Below are 15001 nucleotides of genomic sequence, written 5' to 3' on the forward strand. Positions count from 1 at the left end.
TTTGGCATTATAGCAGACTTCCCCCAAAATCGTGGCTTATGCTTTTAGAAGGGCTAGCTCTGCTAGGAGGTTTTTCACACCGCGCTCTATCATCGCATACACTGCCTCAAAGCCCTCCATATCCCGATATGTGTAGGGATCTGGCACATCGGCACCATTTAATCCATAATCCCCGAGCTTGCGCACTTTCTCTTTTGCAAAGCCAAGTGCGAGAATGTCTCTATAATTTTTAGAATCTAGCGCGATGATGAGATCGAAGCGATCGTCAGCATACACACTTAGCCGCCTCCCGCGTAAATCATCGATACTAAAGCCGTGCTGCCTAGCCACCGCCCTAGAGCCCTCACACGGCGGCTCATCAATATGCCAACCACTCGTCCCTGCAGAATCCACCTCTATAGCGAGATTGTTTTGCTTGATGATTTCTCGTGCCACACCCTCAGCAAGCGGAGATCGACAGATATTGCCCAGACATACAAACAAAATCGATTGCATAAAACCTCCTAAAACTAGTCTTAGAATCTTGTAGTGTGCGTATTTTACCCCATTTATCCAAGGCTTAGCTTGGGATTATGGAGTTTTTACGCGCGGTTTTTTGGAGAGAGAAAAGGACTAGAAGCATAAGGATAGTATTTAAGCGGGCGATTTGGGACAATGTCAAAGTCAAGTATTGTTGGTGCTTGCTCGTTTGGCAAAAAGCTTGCGTTTTGTATGCGGGGCTGTATCTGGGCGAGATTTTCTTTAGAAACAGAAAGCCCGAGAAAAAGAGCGCCTAAAATCTCCTCTTGTGCCTTTTGTATCTCACTCTTAAAATCAACCTGTTTATCGGTATTCTCACAATCTTTCATAATGCCTCCAAAAACCATTAAATCTCTTTTGATTAATTTTAGTCAGAGCAATTTTTATACCAAACAAAAATATTATAACCCAAAGATTCATTCTCTTTGAGTATCAAGCCTCAAAGCAGATATGCAAAGAGCTCATAGCACATATTTAGATTCTCTAGGCACTCCTAGATATGGCTACAAACAAAGCAAAGGGGAGATACTACTTTGGCATATGAAGCGGATTTGGTCTCATAAGGTATTTTGATGAGGCAATGAATCTAAGTGCAAAAGAGCCAAATATGAGATATAATGGCTACAGGATTAGCTAGCTTAGGTGCTTGCCTCTTTGCTATGGAGGTAATTTACAAATATTGGTATAAAGAGAGGTGTTTATGACTATCACAATAACAAATGCAGATAAGAGCTTAGTCAAGATTCTTGAAACACTCAATGAAAAACTCCCAAACCCCTATGAGATCATCACTGATGATACTTTGCCCACAGATGAGACATTAGAGGCAATCCAAAATTGCGGAAAAGGATATTCTAAAACTTATAAAGATTTTTCAAGCTATATGCAAGAAGTGGATAATGCTTGAACTTGTTATCGAAAATAGCTTTGATAAGGATTACAAAAGAGAATTAAAGAGTGGGTTAGAAAAACAAACCCTCTTAGATGTTGTGAATAAACTTCAAGCACGAGAAACATTGGAAACTAAATACAGAGATCATCCATTAAGGGGCACACTAAGAGACTTTAGAGAATGCCATATAAGACCTGATTTGCTTTTGATATATCAAATAAAAGCAAAAAGTCTGCATTTGGTGAGACTAGGGAGCCATAGTAAGTTATTTAAGAAATAGCAAGCCTCTCTTTGATAAGCGTAACTCCTTAACTGATTGTAGTTTTGGGAAACAAAATACTTGGTGGCACTTCAGCTCCAAGCCTAACAAGCCTCAAAGCAGATATGCAAAGAGCTCATAGCACATATTTAGATTCTATAGGCACTTCAAATTTTGCTTGATAGACAAAGGGCTCTCATAAGGATTTATAAAACATATCCTTACCAAATACCCCAAATGCCAAAACTCCATACCGATACCACACAAAAAGGTTACACTCACACACAAAATCCACAGATATTGTGCCTAATGCCTTAATTTTGGTGCAAAATTTGCTACACTTGCGGATTGATGATGATTTAAGGAGGAGAAAATGTCTCAAAACAACAAATGGTCGTCCTTTGATACGCGCTGGATGCTTAGTCTCTTTGGCACGGCGGTGGGCGCTGGGATCTTGTATCTGCCTATCAAGGCTGGGGCTGGTGGATTTTGGCCTGTGGTGGCGATGTGTATCGTGATATTCCCTATGGTGTATCTTAGCCATAGGGCTCTTAGCCTCTTTGTCTCCCAAGCAGAGGGTGAGAGAGACATTACTCACGCTGCGGAGGAGTATTTCGGGCGTAAGGTGAGTGTGTTTATCTCGGTGCTGTATTTTTTCGCGATTTTTCCCATTTGCTTGGCGTATTGCGTGGGGATTACTAACACGATTGAGAGTTTTATCTACAATCAGATTCTGCCGCTTATTACAGAATCTAATGAAAGTATCACGGGATTTATCCAAAGCGTCTATGCGACTTCGATAAATGACAAGGGGCAGGAGATTCACAAGCTACTTCCACTTTATCGCGCGATTTTGGTGTTTTTGGGCGTGAGTGCGTTTATGGGGATTATGCTCTTTAGCGAGCGATTTATCACGCGTGTGTGCGAGCTGCTCGTGTATCCGCTGTGCGCTGCGCTGCTTATCTTTTCACTCTATCTTATCCCCTATTGGTCTTTTGATACTTTCACGCATACGCCACAATGGGGGGACTTCCTGATGGTTGTTTGGCTGACTTTGCCCGTGCTTGTGTTTTCTTTTAACCACTCGCCTGCAATTTCTACCTTCGCACTTAGCGTCAAGCAGGAATACGGCACACAGAACGCGCTCAAAAAATCCAATTCCATTCTCCTTGCCACCTCAAGCATATTGCTCGTGTTTGTGATGTTTTTTGTGTTCTCGTGCGTTTTGGCTCTAAGCCCCGATGAGTTTGCCCACGCTAGGGAGCAAAATATCCCCATACTCTCATACTTTGCCAACAAACTCAATCAGCCAATCATCGCCTATGGCGGTCCTCTCATCGCGTTTTTGGCAATCACGACTTCGTTTTTTGGGCATTATTTCGGTGCGCGTGAGGGAGCGTATGGGATCGTGCGCAAATGCTGCAAGCTCGCAGGCAATGAGAATCCAAACCTAAAACTCATCGCCATTAGCTGCGGCGTGGTAATGTATGCGATAATGCTCATAGTAGCCTATCTCGATCCTAGCGTGCTAGGCTTTATCGAGAGCTTGGGCGGTCCTATCATCGCAGCGATTTTGTTCCTTATGCCAATCATTGCGATTTGGAATGTCTCTAAGCTCAAAAAATTTCGCAATCCCGCCCTTGATGCCTTTGTGCTCATCACGGGGATTCTCACGATTATCACGGTTATTTATCAGTTTTAGGACTAAGCGATGTCAAGCAACTTTAGTATTTTTAAAATCGGTGTGGGTCCCTCCTCCTCCCACACGCTTGGTCCGATGCTAGCGGGCAATCTCTTTTGCAAAAAAATCCTTAGCAGCCTCGCACATATCGAGCGTGTGCTCATCACACTCTATGGCTCGCTCTCACTCACAGGCAGGGGGCATTTGAGCGATAAGGCAGTGATTTGGGGGCTTAGTGGATTAGAAGCAAAGCATCTAAGTGCGAGCGTGCAGGAGCAGACTATCAAAAACGCGCTACAGGAGCATACCATCACGCTCTGTGGGCAAAAAAATATCGCATTTAATTACCAAAGCGATTTGGTGTTTTCTCAAGAGTTTTTGCCGCTGCACGAAAATGGTATGAGACTTCAGGCATTAGATTCTAAAGGCGCGGTGCTAGAGGAGGAGACTTACTACTCTATCGGTGGCGGGTTTGTGCTAAGCGCAAAGGAGCTAGAAAATGAGCATAGTGCCAAAAAAGAGCGGACAAAACTCGCCCTAGAAGTCAATAACGCACATCAGGCATTAGCACTCTGTGAGAAGCATAATTGGGATCTCGCCAAACTCTCCTACAACTACGAGCTGCAATTCCACACAAAAGAGGAGATTTATAGCTATTGTTTGGAGATTTGGGAAGTGATGCAGGAGGTGTATTACAACGGCACGCACCCCGCACAAGAATACCTACCCGGATCGCTGCGCCTAAAGCGGCGCGCCAATGGGCTTAGAGAGAGAATCTCGCTCACGACTGATCCTATGGGGATTATTGATTTTATCTCGCTCTATGCCATTGCGATTGCGGAGGAAAATGCTAGCGGTGCCAAAGTCGTAACCGCCCCAACCAATGGCGCGTGCGCCGTGATCCCTGCAGTGATGCTCTATCTCAAAAACCACACCATAGGCTTTAGCGATGAAAAAGTCGTAGAATTTTTGCTCACTGCTATGCTCATAGGCTCGTTTTACAAAAAAAACGCAAGCATTAGCGGCGCAGAAGCGGGCTGCCAAGCAGAGATAGGCAGTGCGAGTTCAATGGCAGCGGGAGCTATGGCAACAGCCCTAGGCGCGGACGCGCACAAAGCGTGCAATGCCGCAGAGATGGCTATGGAGCACCATTTGGGGCTTACCTGCGATCCCGTAGGCGGATTGGTGCAAATCCCTTGCATTGAGCGCAATGCCTTTGGCGCGATAAAGGCGATTTCGGCAGCCAGAATGGCGATGACGCGCAAAAGCACGCCAAAAGTCGGGCTTGATGAAGTGATAAAGACAATGTATGAAACCGGCAAGGATATGAATTACAAATACAAAGAAACTTCGCTAGGTGGGCTTGCCAAAAATCTAAGTGTGTGCTAAGTGTGCGGCGCTAGAGCCTGTGAGATTGTAGCCCCTCATAGCCCACGCACAAGGCGTTTATGAGAATTTTAAGCTCCAAAAACATATAATTGCCCCCGCAGCATTTATCTCCAATGTGTAAGGAATCCAAAATGAGCAAAATCCAAATTGATAAACAAGCAGTGGCGAGATTTTTTGAAGAATGCAAAATGCACGAGGTGGAATTTATAGATTTTAGATTCACAGACATTAAGGGCGTGTGGAATCATATCTCTTTTAGCGCGAGTGCGGTAGATGAGAAGACTTTTGAGGGCATTCCCTTTGATGGGAGCTCCGCGCCGGCGTGGCAGCCTGTGGATAAATCCGATATGATTCTAATCCCCGATCCCGTGCGCTACTTCATCGATCCCTTTACCGCCGATACCACGATGGTGGTGTTTTGCGATGTGTGGGATATCTACAAAAACCAACCTTATGAAAAATGTCCTAGAAGTATCGTTAAGCGCGCTATGCAATACCTCAAAGATTCTGGAATCGGCGATGTGGCGTATTTCGGACCTGAAAATGAATTTTTTGTGTTTGACTCCATTAAGATAAAAGATTCTGTAAATTGCCAATACTATGAGATTGATACTGAAGAGGGCGAGTGGAACCGCGATAGGGAGTTTGAGGGTGTCAATATCGGGCATCGTCCGGGCACTAAGGGTGGATATCTGCCCGTGGCACCGGTGGATTCTATGGTGGATATCCGCGCCGAGATGGTGAAGGTGCTCAATCAAGTGGGGCTAGAGACTTTTATCGTGCATCACGAGGTGGCGCAAGGACAGGGCGAGATCGGCGTGAAGTTTGGCGATATGCTTGAAGCGGCTGATAATGTCCAAAAACTCAAGTATGTCGTCAAGATGGTAGCCCATCTCAATGGCAAGACTGCAACATTTATGCCAAAGCCTCTGTATAACGACAATGGGAGCGGTATGCACACGCATATCAGCATTTGGAAAGAGGGCAGGAATCTCTTTGCTGGCGATGCGTATGAGGGACTAAGCGAAATGGCGTTGCACTTCCTAGGGGGTGTGCTTAAGCACGCGCGCGCCCTAGCGGCTTTTACCAACGCGAGCACCAACTCCTACAAACGTCTCATTCCGGGCTTTGAAGCACCAAGTATCCTCACCTACTCCGCACAAAACCGCAGCGCAAGTATCAGAATCCCCTATAATAGCGGAGAGAAAGCCAAGCGTATGGAATTCCGCTTCCCCGATAGCTCGAGCAATCCTTATCTGGCGTTTGCGGCACTTTTGATGGCGGGGCTTGATGGGATTAAGCAAAAAAGCGATCCGGGCGAGCCTATGGAGATTAATCTCTTTGAGCTAAGCCTTGATGAAATCCGTGAAAAGGGTATCAAGCAGCTGCCACACACATTGCGCCACGCGATCGAGGAAATGCTCGTGGATAAGGCATATCTCAAAGAGGGCGAAGTCTTTAGCGAGGAGTTTATCCAAACCTACAAACAATACAAGTTTGAAACCGAGATTTGGCCTTGGGAAGGGCGTCCGCACCCATTTGAGTTTTTGACGACTTATAGCTGTTAGGAGGCTTATCGTTTGTGCAAATTTGCTTGTGGCAAATTTGTTATCGCTCGTGGGGGATAGTCCCCACTCGCTGCACTGCGCATACCATCGGTGCATTTTAGAATCTAAGATTAGATTTTGGAATGAGATTCAGAATTTAGCTCCACAGAATCTAACGCAGTTTCAAAGACAAACACACAATCCAAAGCGGAGATTCTAAAAAATGCACAACGACGGAATCTAAGCCCCAAAGAGCCCGCACAATCTACAACACAGAATCTAATATTCTAGCCTTTAAGATTCTAGTCTTATAGATTCTCAAGCCATTATAGAATCTAGTTTTTATAGAATCCACTCCAACAGATTTAGAATCTAGACTTAGAGATTCAAACACAAAATCTCATTTCACAGAATCTAAAACAGATTCACAAATCCACCCACCCCAAAAAACTTTGTGCGAGGCTTTGCCAAATATAAATAATAATGTGCGCAATAGCGCAAGCCGAGCAGAATCTAAGTCCTTAGATTCTGCCATTTTTGCGCAGCAAAAATCCAATCAATATGTAGGTGCGATAGCACCAACCGACACTCGCCCGCTTCGTGGTGTGCAATCGTTGGAGAAAGGAGGCAGGAGTGCCTCCGCAACGATTGTGCTAGAAGCGGAAAAAGCGAGGCTCTCTCCCCGTTTGCCGTGCCGAAGGCTTGCAAGCAAAGCGCAGCAAAAACAGTGGAGACTTTTTCGGGGCTTTAGCGAGTGGGGAGGGGATAACACCCCTTTTTGCGAAAAAACAAAGTAATACACAGAATCTAGAAAGTATTCGTGAGAATGTGACTTTGAGAAATGGAAAAATGCAGAATCTAAGCAATATGGAAATTACAGAATCTAAAGTGGATTCAGAATCTAGATTCAGAGTTTTGGTTTTAGATTCAGATTTAGAATCCAAAACAGATTTACAATCTCATCAAACCTTAGAATCTAGCCTCTTAGATTCACGCTCTCACGGATATGTTCCAGATTCTCATCATCACTTGTTTGCGCAAAAAGAAAAGGGGTTTCCCCTCTCCCCGCTCTCCCCAGCCCCGAAAAAGCCGCCGCTTTTTGCGCAGCCACAAAGTATATCTTTTGGCGGGAGAGCCTCGCTATCTCCTTGTCTAGTCAAAAATGCTAAAAATGCACTACTGCATTTTTTTAACGCATTTTTCTAAAGAAACTTCGTTTTCTAAAGAAGCTTACGCTTTGCCACACACGACAAGGGCGAGGGGCGGTATGCACTTGCGTGCTACACATTTTATTTGATTTTTGCTGCGCAAAAATGGCAGAATCTAAAGATTTAGAATCTTTAGATTCTGCTTCGGCTTGCGCTGACGCGCACACTATTTAAATTTGGCAAAGCCTTGATAAGGTTTTTTGGGGTAGGGGGATTTGTGAATCTGTTTTAGATTCTGTGAGATGAGATTTTGTGTTTGAATCTCTAAGTCTAGATTCTAAATCTGTTGGAGTGGATTTTAAAGTGGCTTTAGATTCTGTGAGGCTAGATTCTGAAACTAAATGATTAAATCTCGTTTTGTTTAGATTCTATTCGTGCTAACGCAATTTACGCGCTTGAGGGGGGCAAAGCAAAGCGCATAGCCTCCCTTTAGCGAGAATCCTTGCGCCAAAACAATGCTTTCCATATCTTAAGGATAAAGTTTTGCGCATAGCGTTTGTAGCGCGCTCTTTTTTTAGCATAAGAGAGCTTGCGTGAATCCCGCGGGCTAAAAGTGCCCTCACGCCTTTTATACTCAGCCTGCAAGCCCGCGATCTGCCACGCTATAAGCTCCAAATATCGAGCGCAAAACACCCTTTGCGCAAAGGAGCTCTCGTGCGCGATGGAGTGAAAATAACGCTGTATGTGCGCATAGACAAAGTTATGGTGGTGTATGTGTTGCGTGATACTTTCAGGCGTGTTGGCTGCGCTCATAGACTGCGCGTGTATGCGGTATGTCAGCAGCGGGGCTTGGAGCGTGATGGCATTGCGTATGAGGCTGCTGTATGCCGCATAGAGCAGACAATCCTCGGCTACCCCAATGCGTGTGTGGGGATCAATAAGCGCAAAAGCTTTGAGATAGAGCTCTTTTTTGAGGAGTTTGCCCCATATATTCCAATTTATCCACGATTTTTTGAGGCAAAAGAGATAAAAATCCTCCCTACTCGCGTAAATAGCGTCGCGATAATACAATACAGGGTGCGTGTGTGAATCTTGAAGGGTTTTATAATTAAAACAGACTAAATCTAATTCCCCCCCCCCCGGTTGTCGCATAGCATCTACACAAGCCTGCAGGGCGTCAGAATCTAGCATATCATCGGGATCGAGAAACATAATATACTCTCCCTGCGCGACTTTCACGCCCTCTGCCCGAGCCGCAAACAATTGGAGATTTTCTGCATTATGCACGATTTTTACGCGCGTATCCCTCTTGGCATATTCTTTGGCTATGGCTATGCTACCATCACTCCCGCAGTCATCAAGCACGATAATCTCTATATCTCCAAAACTCTGCTGTATGCAGCTCTCCATCGCCTCCGCGATGAATGGCTCTACATTATAAGTGGGCAATATAATGGAAACAAATGGCATACAATCTCCTTTTATTATAATCTATCCCAACAAATTGCCACCACAGGGTGTGAGACAGAGTCCCATCATTTAATGCAAGTTTTGCGTGGCAAAACTTGCTATCGGCAATGTGGGCAAAGCCCTCATTGCCTCCGCTTACGCGATCACTCACTGCGTTTTTTAGCAAGTTTATAGAATCTCTTGGTGCCGCCACCTCATTGACGCCGCTTGCGCTAGCACCTTTTCTATAAACCAAACTAGATTCTAACATTTAATGCAAGCTTGCTAAAGCAAGCTTGTTGCCGCTCGTGAGGAGTGAATCCTCACTCGCTCCGCTTACGCGATCACTTACTGCGTTTTTCAGCAAGTTTATAGAATCTCTCGGTGCCGCCACCTCATTGACGCCGCTTGCGCTAGCACCTTTTCTATAAACCAAACTAGATTCTATCCCTTATAAGCCATTAAAATACACGAGCGCAGAGCCCCAAGTAAATCCACCCCCAAACGCATCAAGCAGGAGCAAATCGCCATTTTTGAGCTTGCCCTGCTTGTAGATTTCATCAATCGCCATAGGGATTGAAGCGGCGGAGGTATTGCCGTATTTTTGCACCGTGAGCACGATTTGATCGGGCGAGAAGTCTAGCATCTCTCCCACTGCATTGATAATGCGTAAATTTGCCTGATGCGGGACAAAAAACCGCACATCTTGGGGCTTTATGGCATTGTGCTCTAGGATATCTTTGACATCTTGTGCGAGAGTTTTGACTGCTTGTTTAAACACTTCATTGCCCTTCATCTGTAGGCATTGCTTTGGCGAATCGCTCGTGGCATTGAATCTAGGCGTATAGAGCAAATCCCCATATTGCCCATTGGCAGCGATATGCACATCTAAGATGGATTTGCGCTGCTCTGTGGTGGCACTCACGACAGCCGCGCCGCCCCCATCGCCAAAGAGCACACAAGTGCCTCGATCCTCAAAATCTAGCACAGAGCTCACTTTCTCCGCCCCTATGATGAGGATATTCTCGTATGTGCGAGATTCTATAAAGGACTTAGCGACATTGAGCAGATAGACAAACCCACTACACGCCCCGCTAATATCAAACGCGGGCTTGTTGTGGATACCAAGTTTGTGCGCGGCAATGCACGCAGTGGAGGGCATCGTGAGATAATCTGGGCTTAGAGTAGCCACTATCACCGCGTCGATATCGCTCGGAGTGAGGTTGGCGCGCTCGATAGCCACCTTGCCCGCCTCATACGCAAGATCGCTGGTGTTTTGATCTGGATTAGCAAAATAACGCGTCTTAATGCCCGTCCTTTTGCTAATCCACTCATCGCTAGTGTCTAGGGTTTTTTCAAAATCCGCATTACTAACACATCGGGGCGGAATGTAGGAGGCGATGGATATGAGCGAAGCAAAGACTTTTTCCATAACTATCCCCTATCGAGATTCAAAGACTTTTTGGAGTTTTGCACAAATTTCAGAATCTAGCGCGCCCAAAGCCTGATACACGGCGCATTCTATGGCTCTAGCATTTGAGCTCCCGTGGCTGATGATGACGACTTTTTGCACCCCTAGCAATGGCGCGCCACCATACTCACTATGATCGATTTTTTTCTTAAGATTCCTAAACACGCCTTTCATAAGCCACGCGCCAAGCGCACGGATAGGGCATTTTTTGATCTCTGATTTGAGTATGTGAGAGATCGCACTCGCCACTCCCTCGCTTGCCTTAAGCACGAGATTGCCCGAAAACCCATCACACACCACCACATCCACGCTGCCATTAAAGATATCGCGCCCCTCCACATTGCCCTTAAAAAACGCAAATTCTTTGAGCAATGGAAAGGTTGCTTTTGTGAGTTCATTGCCCTTGGTATCCTCCTCGCCATTAGAGAGAAGCCCCACGCGCGGGCTGGCATAGCCCATCACGCTCTTAGCATACTCATACCCCATAATCGCAAAATCCACCAAATACTCGGGCTTGCAGTCTGTATTTGCCCCTGCATCGAGGATCATACTTGGATTTTCATAGATGGTGGGCATCGTGGTGCAGATAGCCGGACGCGAGACGCCTTTAATCCGTCCGAGCTTGAGTGTGGCAAGGCTCATAGTCGCACCGCTATGTCCGGGCGATACGAGCGCATCGGCTTTGCCCTCACGCACCAATTCCGTGGCGACAAAGATAGAAGATTCTTTGCGCTTTGAGGCACTCGCGGCACTCTCCTCCATCTTGATATAATCCACACAATGCACGATTTGCACACGATTTGTGAGCTCAGCTGGTATCAGCGGCGCGATTTGGGCTTCATCGCCCACGATGATAGCCTCAAACTGTTTGTGCTTTAGTGCCTCTATAACACCAAGCACGATAGGCTCTACGCCGTGATCCGCGCCCATTACATCAATGGCAATCTTTTGCATCGACACCTCCCATTTCACGCCACACACAAGTGCGTGGGTTTATTTGCCTTATTTGTATTGCCCGCTAAATTTGTTGATACGATGGGGCATTTTCCAACTGCCATCTTTGTCTTTGATAGGCATAGCGAGGCTTACCTTGTAGTGTGTCCTGCGCTTTGCTGCTCTAGTTTTGCTCACTCTTCTTTTTGGAACTGCCATAGTTACTCTCCTTTTATGTGATAATCCATTTTGATAGATTCTATCTCGCTTTGCAAGATATACTCTACATCTATAAAACCATCGAAAAACTCAATAACATCAAGACTATCAAGCCCACTTTGGCTTTGTGTATCCCAAAGTCCATCTGAGATATACAAAACCAAAGACTCATCAAAATGCTTCATAAACGCCTCGCCACTCCTATCACACACAAGCTCCAAATCGCCACTAAGCCTCCCATCAAGCTTAAAGGTTTGGGGCTCCACCCGCACGAGCGTGCCACTAAGCTCCAAGCCTTCAGATTCTATACTGAACGCTTTGGGAGAGGAAGCGATTTTTTTAAAAGCAATTTTCATAAAATTTATTGTGTGTTAGATTCTAAATGCGCGTAAGATTCTATAAAGCAAGCCTAGCAAATCTCTCGCTTGGCAAAGAAAAAGGCAATTTCGTTTTTGGCATTCTCAAGGCTATCGCTACCATGCACGGCGTTTGCATCGATACTATCGGCAAAATCCGCGCGGATAGTCCCGGGCTTCGCCTCTTTGGGGTTTGTCGCGCCCATAAGCTCGCGATTTTTAGCCACAGCATTCTTGCCCTCTAGCACCATCACCACCACGGGACCACTCACCATAAAATCCACGAGATCGTTAAAAAATGGGCGCTCCTTGTGAATGGCATAAAACTCACTAGCATCACAGCGTCCAAGCTGCAGCTTTTTCATCGCTGCTACACGCAAGCCATTGCTCTCAAATCTATCGATAATCTTGCCAATCACGCCTTTTTTTACCGCATCGGGCTTGATGATAGAAAGTGTCTGCTCCATAGCCAACTCCTAAAAGAAAATTAAAAAAAGTGAGGGATTCTACCACAAACAACTTTTCTTTAACCTTAGAAAATTTGTGGCTTGTGCTTTTTTCAGGATTTGGGTGCGTGGAGTGAATCTTGTGTATGCAAACCTTGCATTATCGCACTTATCAGCATTTTGTCCTTCCCGCGCCGTATTTTTTCTCCATAGCGTCTTTGAAAAACTCCCTTTGGCTCTTTGGAATCTCCCCGGGGTGGTGGAGGCGCATATGCTCTAGGTATTTGTCATAGCTAGGCATACCCACGAGCAAATGCAAGAATCTATCAGAACGCCTATAAATCTCTCGCACAGCCCCCCAAACTCTCGCAAATATCATTTATGCACAGCGATTTTGCCATCAAAATCACTAGCTTTCACATAGGGAGATTGGGCTAATGGTATCGTTGGCTTGCCACTTGCGGCTTTGAGGCAGATTCTAATACACTGCACAAGGATTAAGCAAGTAACAAGCATAAAAAACCCACACAAAATCGCATTAAGCAAATTGTTGCTAGCTATAAGGCTAAGTTTTTGCGCCTGTGCGGTGAGTGAGGCTACCATATCCGGATCTGTCTGTGCGGCTGCCTCGGCGAGCTTGGAGGCTGCGGCTGCCTTGTTGTTTTGCCAAGTGGCGATATGACTTACAGCATCGTGAATCTTCTCGCCATTTGCCGGAAGGAGCTTGAGCACCCCTGCATACAGCGTGCTTGCAAGCACCCAAACAGCAGGCACAATCGCAATCCACGCTTGCTTGCCCTTGCCCATCTTAAAGAGCACCACAATCACAGTGAGCAATGCCATACCCGCTAGCATTTGGTTAGAAACCCCAAAGAGCGTCCAGAGCGACTTCACGCCACCTTGTGGATCAGTAACGCCCTGATAGAGGATATAGCCCCAGCCAATCACACATAGCAAGGTCGCCAAGATTCCATAAAAAATCGAGTGGATATTGCCAAATGGCTTATAAACATTGCCTAGCACATCTTGCACCATAAATCTCCCCGCTCTCGTCCCCGCATCCACAGCCGTGAGGATAAAGAGTGCCTCAAACAAAATCGCAAAATGATACCAAAACGCAATGGATCCTTGTGAGAATAGCGGCACTTGCGAGATGATAGTCGCCAATCCGATAGCAAAGGTGGGCGCACCACCGGTTTTGCTCAATATCGTTTTTTCGCCAATCTCATTAGCAGTGTTTAGAATCTGCTCGGGCGTGATAACAAATCCCCAAGAGCTAATCGTCTGCGCCGCTGCTTGCGCCGCAGCTAAGGCGTCTTTGAGCGCACCACCCTCATAAAACGCCGCCGTGCCTAGCGCAGCAGGCGCGACATTGACAGAAAAATACAAGCCCGGCGTGAGGATTACCGCTGCGATAAGTGCCATAATCGCCACCGCAGATTCCATAAGCATCGAGCCATAGCCCACCATTCGCGCGTGGGATTCACGCTCTAGCATTTTGGGCGTCGTGCCGCTTGAGATGAGCGCGTGGAATCCACTTATCGCACCACAAGCAATGGTGATAAACAAAAACGGAAAGAGCTTACCGCTAAAAACAGGTCCGCTCCCATCGACAAACTTCGTAACACTTTCAAAGCGCACATCAGGTGCGACGATGAGTATCCCCGCAGCCATCAGCACAATCACGCCAATCTTTAAAAAGGTGCTTAGATAATCCCTAGGAGCGAGCAAAAACCACACCGGCAAAATCGCCGCCACAAACCCATAGCCAATCATTACATAAGTGAGTGTAACAGGGCTTAGTGTAAAAAGCGGTGCGAGCGTCTCACTCTCTGCCACCGCACGCCCATAATAGAGCGCTAAAAGCAACAAAGCAAAGCCAATGATACTCGCCTCCCCGATTTTGCCCGGGCGCAAAAACCGCATATGGATACCCATATAAATGGCAATGGGGATTGTCATCGCAATCGTGAAAAGCCCCCAAGGAGATTCTGCGAGGGCATTCACCACCACAAGTGCCAAAATAGCGATGATAAGCATCATAATGCCCAAAATCCCAAGCATTGCGATACTTCCCACACCCCTGCCAAGCTCAAGCTTGATGATCTCCCCCAAACTCTTGCCATCTCTGCGCATAGAGATAAAAAGCACGGTAAAGTCATGCACCGCACCCGCTAGCACCACGCCCACGACGATCCAAATCATACTAGGCAGATAGCCCATTTGTGCTGCGAGGATAGGACCTACGAGGGGACCCGCTCCGGCAATGGCGGCGAAATGATGCCCAAAAAGCACGATTTTGTTAGTGGGCACGAAGTCGCGTCCATCGTTATTTACCACCGCTGGTGTGGCGCGATTGTCATCAAGCCCTAGGACTTTGTAAGCGATGTATTTGGAATAATAGCGGTAGGCGATGGCATAGATACACACCGCTGCCACCACGATCCATATCGCACTGATACTCTCTCCCGTGTGGAGCGCAAGCACCCCAAAACAATACGCACCTATGAGCGATACCAACGCCCATAGCACAATACTCAAAGCCTTATTCATACTGCACCTTTGTGTTAGATTCTCATTTTGCAATGACTAGGTTTCATTCTATAAAAGTGCTTTTGTGTAAGTCAAGGTTTTTGTAATAAGTTTTAGCAACAGAGCGGAGATGTAACATTTTGGGATTTTGCGCTAGCTG

The 15001-nt window shown here is 46.3% G+C and carries 20 protein-coding genes and 1 pseudogene; 7 read left to right on the top strand and 14 right to left on the bottom strand.

Features of this window, described 5'->3' with window-relative positions:
* Nucleotides 1-36: 36 nt before the first annotated feature.
* Entirely contained in the window at nt 37-495 is a 459-nt protein-coding gene (locus tag ACH2BK_RS01555) for a low molecular weight protein-tyrosine-phosphatase (protein ID WP_395001822.1), read from the bottom strand.
* Nucleotides 496-559: 64 nt separating this feature from the next.
* Nucleotides 560-637: pseudogene (locus tag ACH2BK_RS01560) on the bottom strand (hypothetical protein); the annotation flags it as partial.
* A 582-nt stretch (nt 638-1219) separates the two neighbouring features.
* Between ACH2BK_RS01560 and ACH2BK_RS01565 the strand changes: the two are divergent.
* The 6 genes from ACH2BK_RS01565 (at nt 1220) to ACH2BK_RS01590 (ending at nt 6507) form a co-directional block, all read left to right on the top strand.
* On the top strand, nt 1220-1426 hold the full coding sequence (locus ACH2BK_RS01565) for a hypothetical protein (RefSeq protein WP_394994305.1): 207 nt from the start codon (nt 1220-1222) through the stop codon (nt 1424-1426).
* Nucleotides 1419-1691, top strand: a complete 273-nt coding sequence (locus ACH2BK_RS01570; RefSeq protein ID WP_394994303.1) for a type II toxin-antitoxin system YafQ family toxin — start codon at nt 1419-1421, stop codon at nt 1689-1691. The genes ACH2BK_RS01565 and ACH2BK_RS01570 overlap by 8 nt, the downstream gene beginning before the upstream one ends.
* 352 nt (nt 1692-2043) lie before the next feature.
* Nucleotides 2044-3372, top strand: coding sequence for an aromatic amino acid transport family protein (locus ACH2BK_RS01575; RefSeq protein ID WP_395001823.1), 1329 nt, complete (start codon nt 2044-2046; stop codon nt 3370-3372).
* Nucleotides 3373-3381: 9 nt separating this feature from the next.
* Complete coding sequence (locus tag ACH2BK_RS01580; RefSeq protein ID WP_395001824.1) at nt 3382-4740, top strand: L-serine ammonia-lyase; 1359 nt, start codon at nt 3382-3384, stop codon at nt 4738-4740.
* A 131-nt stretch (nt 4741-4871) separates the two neighbouring features.
* The gene (gene glnA, locus ACH2BK_RS01585) at nt 4872-6308 is read left to right on the top strand and encodes a type I glutamate--ammonia ligase (RefSeq protein ID WP_395001825.1); all 1437 of its coding nucleotides are present in this window, start codon (nt 4872-4874) and stop codon (nt 6306-6308) included.
* Between the two features lie 28 nt (nt 6309-6336).
* Nucleotides 6337-6507 carry a hypothetical protein gene (locus ACH2BK_RS01590; protein ID WP_394994292.1) on the top strand — a complete coding sequence of 57 codons (171 nt, stop codon included), beginning with the start codon at nt 6337-6339 and terminating at the stop codon, nt 6505-6507.
* Nucleotides 6508-6552: 45 nt separating this feature from the next.
* Here the strand turns inward: ACH2BK_RS01590 and ACH2BK_RS01595 are convergent, their stop codons facing one another.
* Complete coding sequence (locus tag ACH2BK_RS01595) at nt 6553-6681, bottom strand: hypothetical protein (RefSeq protein WP_395001826.1); 129 nt, start codon at nt 6679-6681, stop codon at nt 6553-6555.
* A 6-nt stretch (nt 6682-6687) separates the two neighbouring features.
* The gene (locus ACH2BK_RS01600; RefSeq protein WP_395001827.1) at nt 6688-6822 is read right to left on the bottom strand and encodes a hypothetical protein; all 135 of its coding nucleotides are present in this window, start codon (nt 6820-6822) and stop codon (nt 6688-6690) included.
* 299 nt (nt 6823-7121) lie between these two features.
* Between ACH2BK_RS01600 and ACH2BK_RS01605 the strand changes: the two genes are divergently transcribed.
* Entirely contained in the window at nt 7122-7493 is a 372-nt protein-coding gene (locus ACH2BK_RS01605) for a hypothetical protein (protein WP_395001828.1), read from the top strand.
* 431 nt (nt 7494-7924) lie between these two features.
* Here ACH2BK_RS01605 and ACH2BK_RS01610 read toward each other — a convergent pair whose 3' ends face one another.
* From ACH2BK_RS01610 to ACH2BK_RS01655, 10 genes are all read right to left on the bottom strand, one after another.
* Nucleotides 7925-8905, bottom strand: a complete 981-nt coding sequence (locus tag ACH2BK_RS01610) for a glycosyltransferase family 2 protein (RefSeq protein WP_395001829.1) — start codon at nt 8903-8905, stop codon at nt 7925-7927.
* The gene (locus ACH2BK_RS01615) at nt 8871-9140 is read right to left on the bottom strand and encodes a hypothetical protein (protein ID WP_394994278.1); all 270 of its coding nucleotides are present in this window, start codon (nt 9138-9140) and stop codon (nt 8871-8873) included. The genes ACH2BK_RS01610 and ACH2BK_RS01615 overlap by 35 nt, the downstream gene beginning before the upstream one ends.
* Before the next feature lie 15 nt (nt 9141-9155).
* Nucleotides 9156-9320 (bottom strand): hypothetical protein, encoded by a 165-nt coding sequence (locus ACH2BK_RS01620; protein WP_395001830.1) that lies wholly within the window; start codon nt 9318-9320, stop codon nt 9156-9158.
* A 15-nt stretch (nt 9321-9335) separates the two neighbouring features.
* Nucleotides 9336-10316, bottom strand: coding sequence for a beta-ketoacyl-ACP synthase III (locus ACH2BK_RS01625; RefSeq protein ID WP_395001831.1), 981 nt, complete (start codon nt 10314-10316; stop codon nt 9336-9338).
* Nucleotides 10317-10325: 9 nt separating this feature from the next.
* A complete protein-coding gene (gene plsX / locus ACH2BK_RS01630; RefSeq protein ID WP_394994273.1) occupies nt 10326-11309 on the bottom strand; it encodes a phosphate acyltransferase PlsX in 984 nt (327 codons plus the stop codon).
* Nucleotides 11310-11357: 48 nt separating this feature from the next.
* On the bottom strand, nt 11358-11507 hold the full coding sequence (gene rpmF / locus ACH2BK_RS01635; RefSeq protein WP_095627775.1) for a 50S ribosomal protein L32: 150 nt from the start codon (nt 11505-11507) through the stop codon (nt 11358-11360).
* A 2-nt stretch (nt 11508-11509) separates the two neighbouring features.
* The gene (locus ACH2BK_RS01640; RefSeq protein ID WP_395001832.1) at nt 11510-11863 is read right to left on the bottom strand and encodes a hypothetical protein; all 354 of its coding nucleotides are present in this window, start codon (nt 11861-11863) and stop codon (nt 11510-11512) included.
* A gap of 53 nt (nt 11864-11916) precedes the next feature.
* A complete protein-coding gene (gene ndk / locus ACH2BK_RS01645) occupies nt 11917-12330 on the bottom strand; it encodes a nucleoside-diphosphate kinase (RefSeq protein WP_395001833.1) in 414 nt (137 codons plus the stop codon).
* 151 nt (nt 12331-12481) lie between these two features.
* Nucleotides 12482-12688: a KCU-star family selenoprotein gene (gene kcuS / locus ACH2BK_RS01650; protein WP_394994266.1), complete on the bottom strand. Its 207-nt coding sequence runs from the start codon at nt 12686-12688 to the stop codon at nt 12482-12484.
* Nucleotides 12685-14862: a carbon starvation CstA family protein gene (locus ACH2BK_RS01655; RefSeq protein WP_395001834.1), complete on the bottom strand. Its 2178-nt coding sequence runs from the start codon at nt 14860-14862 to the stop codon at nt 12685-12687. The genes kcuS and ACH2BK_RS01655 overlap by 4 nt, the downstream gene beginning before the upstream one ends.
* Between the last annotated feature and the right edge of the window lie 139 nt (nt 14863-15001).

It is taken from the genome of uncultured Helicobacter sp. (assembly GCF_949282165.1).
GTDB lineage: Bacteria > Campylobacterota > Campylobacteria > Campylobacterales > Helicobacteraceae > Helicobacter_F.

What these genes read in the sequence shown, in the direction of transcription:
- ACH2BK_RS01600 (WP_395001827.1), bottom strand. Translation starts at nt 6,822, where the DNA reads ATGGCAGAATCTAAGGACTTAGATTCTGCTCGGCTTGCGCTATTGCGC.
- ACH2BK_RS01580 (WP_395001824.1), top strand. Translation starts at nt 3,382, where the DNA reads ATGTCAAGCAACTTTAGTATTTTTAAAATCGGTGTGGGTCCCTCCTCC.
- ACH2BK_RS01640 (WP_395001832.1), bottom strand. Translation starts at nt 11,863, where the DNA reads ATGAAAATTGCTTTTAAAAAAATCGCTTCCTCTCCCAAAGCGTTCAGT.
- ACH2BK_RS01555 (WP_395001822.1), bottom strand. Translation starts at nt 495, where the DNA reads ATGCAATCGATTTTGTTTGTATGTCTGGGCAATATCTGTCGATCTCCG.
- plsX (WP_394994273.1), bottom strand. Translation starts at nt 11,309, where the DNA reads ATGCAAAAGATTGCCATTGATGTAATGGGCGCGGATCACGGCGTAGAG.
- ACH2BK_RS01570 (WP_394994303.1), top strand. Translation starts at nt 1,419, where the DNA reads ATGCTTGAACTTGTTATCGAAAATAGCTTTGATAAGGATTACAAAAGA.
- ACH2BK_RS01575 (WP_395001823.1), top strand. Translation starts at nt 2,044, where the DNA reads ATGTCTCAAAACAACAAATGGTCGTCCTTTGATACGCGCTGGATGCTT.
- ACH2BK_RS01625 (WP_395001831.1), bottom strand. Translation starts at nt 10,316, where the DNA reads ATGGAAAAAGTCTTTGCTTCGCTCATATCCATCGCCTCCTACATTCCG.
- ACH2BK_RS01610 (WP_395001829.1), bottom strand. Translation starts at nt 8,905, where the DNA reads ATGCCATTTGTTTCCATTATATTGCCCACTTATAATGTAGAGCCATTC.
- rpmF (WP_095627775.1), bottom strand. Translation starts at nt 11,507, where the DNA reads ATGGCAGTTCCAAAAAGAAGAGTGAGCAAAACTAGAGCAGCAAAGCGC.
- ACH2BK_RS01565 (WP_394994305.1), top strand. Translation starts at nt 1,220, where the DNA reads ATGACTATCACAATAACAAATGCAGATAAGAGCTTAGTCAAGATTCTT.
- ACH2BK_RS01655 (WP_395001834.1), bottom strand. Translation starts at nt 14,862, where the DNA reads ATGAATAAGGCTTTGAGTATTGTGCTATGGGCGTTGGTATCGCTCATA.
- glnA (WP_395001825.1), top strand. Translation starts at nt 4,872, where the DNA reads ATGAGCAAAATCCAAATTGATAAACAAGCAGTGGCGAGATTTTTTGAA.
- ndk (WP_395001833.1), bottom strand. Translation starts at nt 12,330, where the DNA reads ATGGAGCAGACACTTTCTATCATCAAGCCCGATGCGGTAAAAAAAGGC.
- kcuS (WP_394994266.1), bottom strand. Translation starts at nt 12,688, where the DNA reads ATGATATTTGCGAGAGTTTGGGGGGCTGTGCGAGAGATTTATAGGCGT.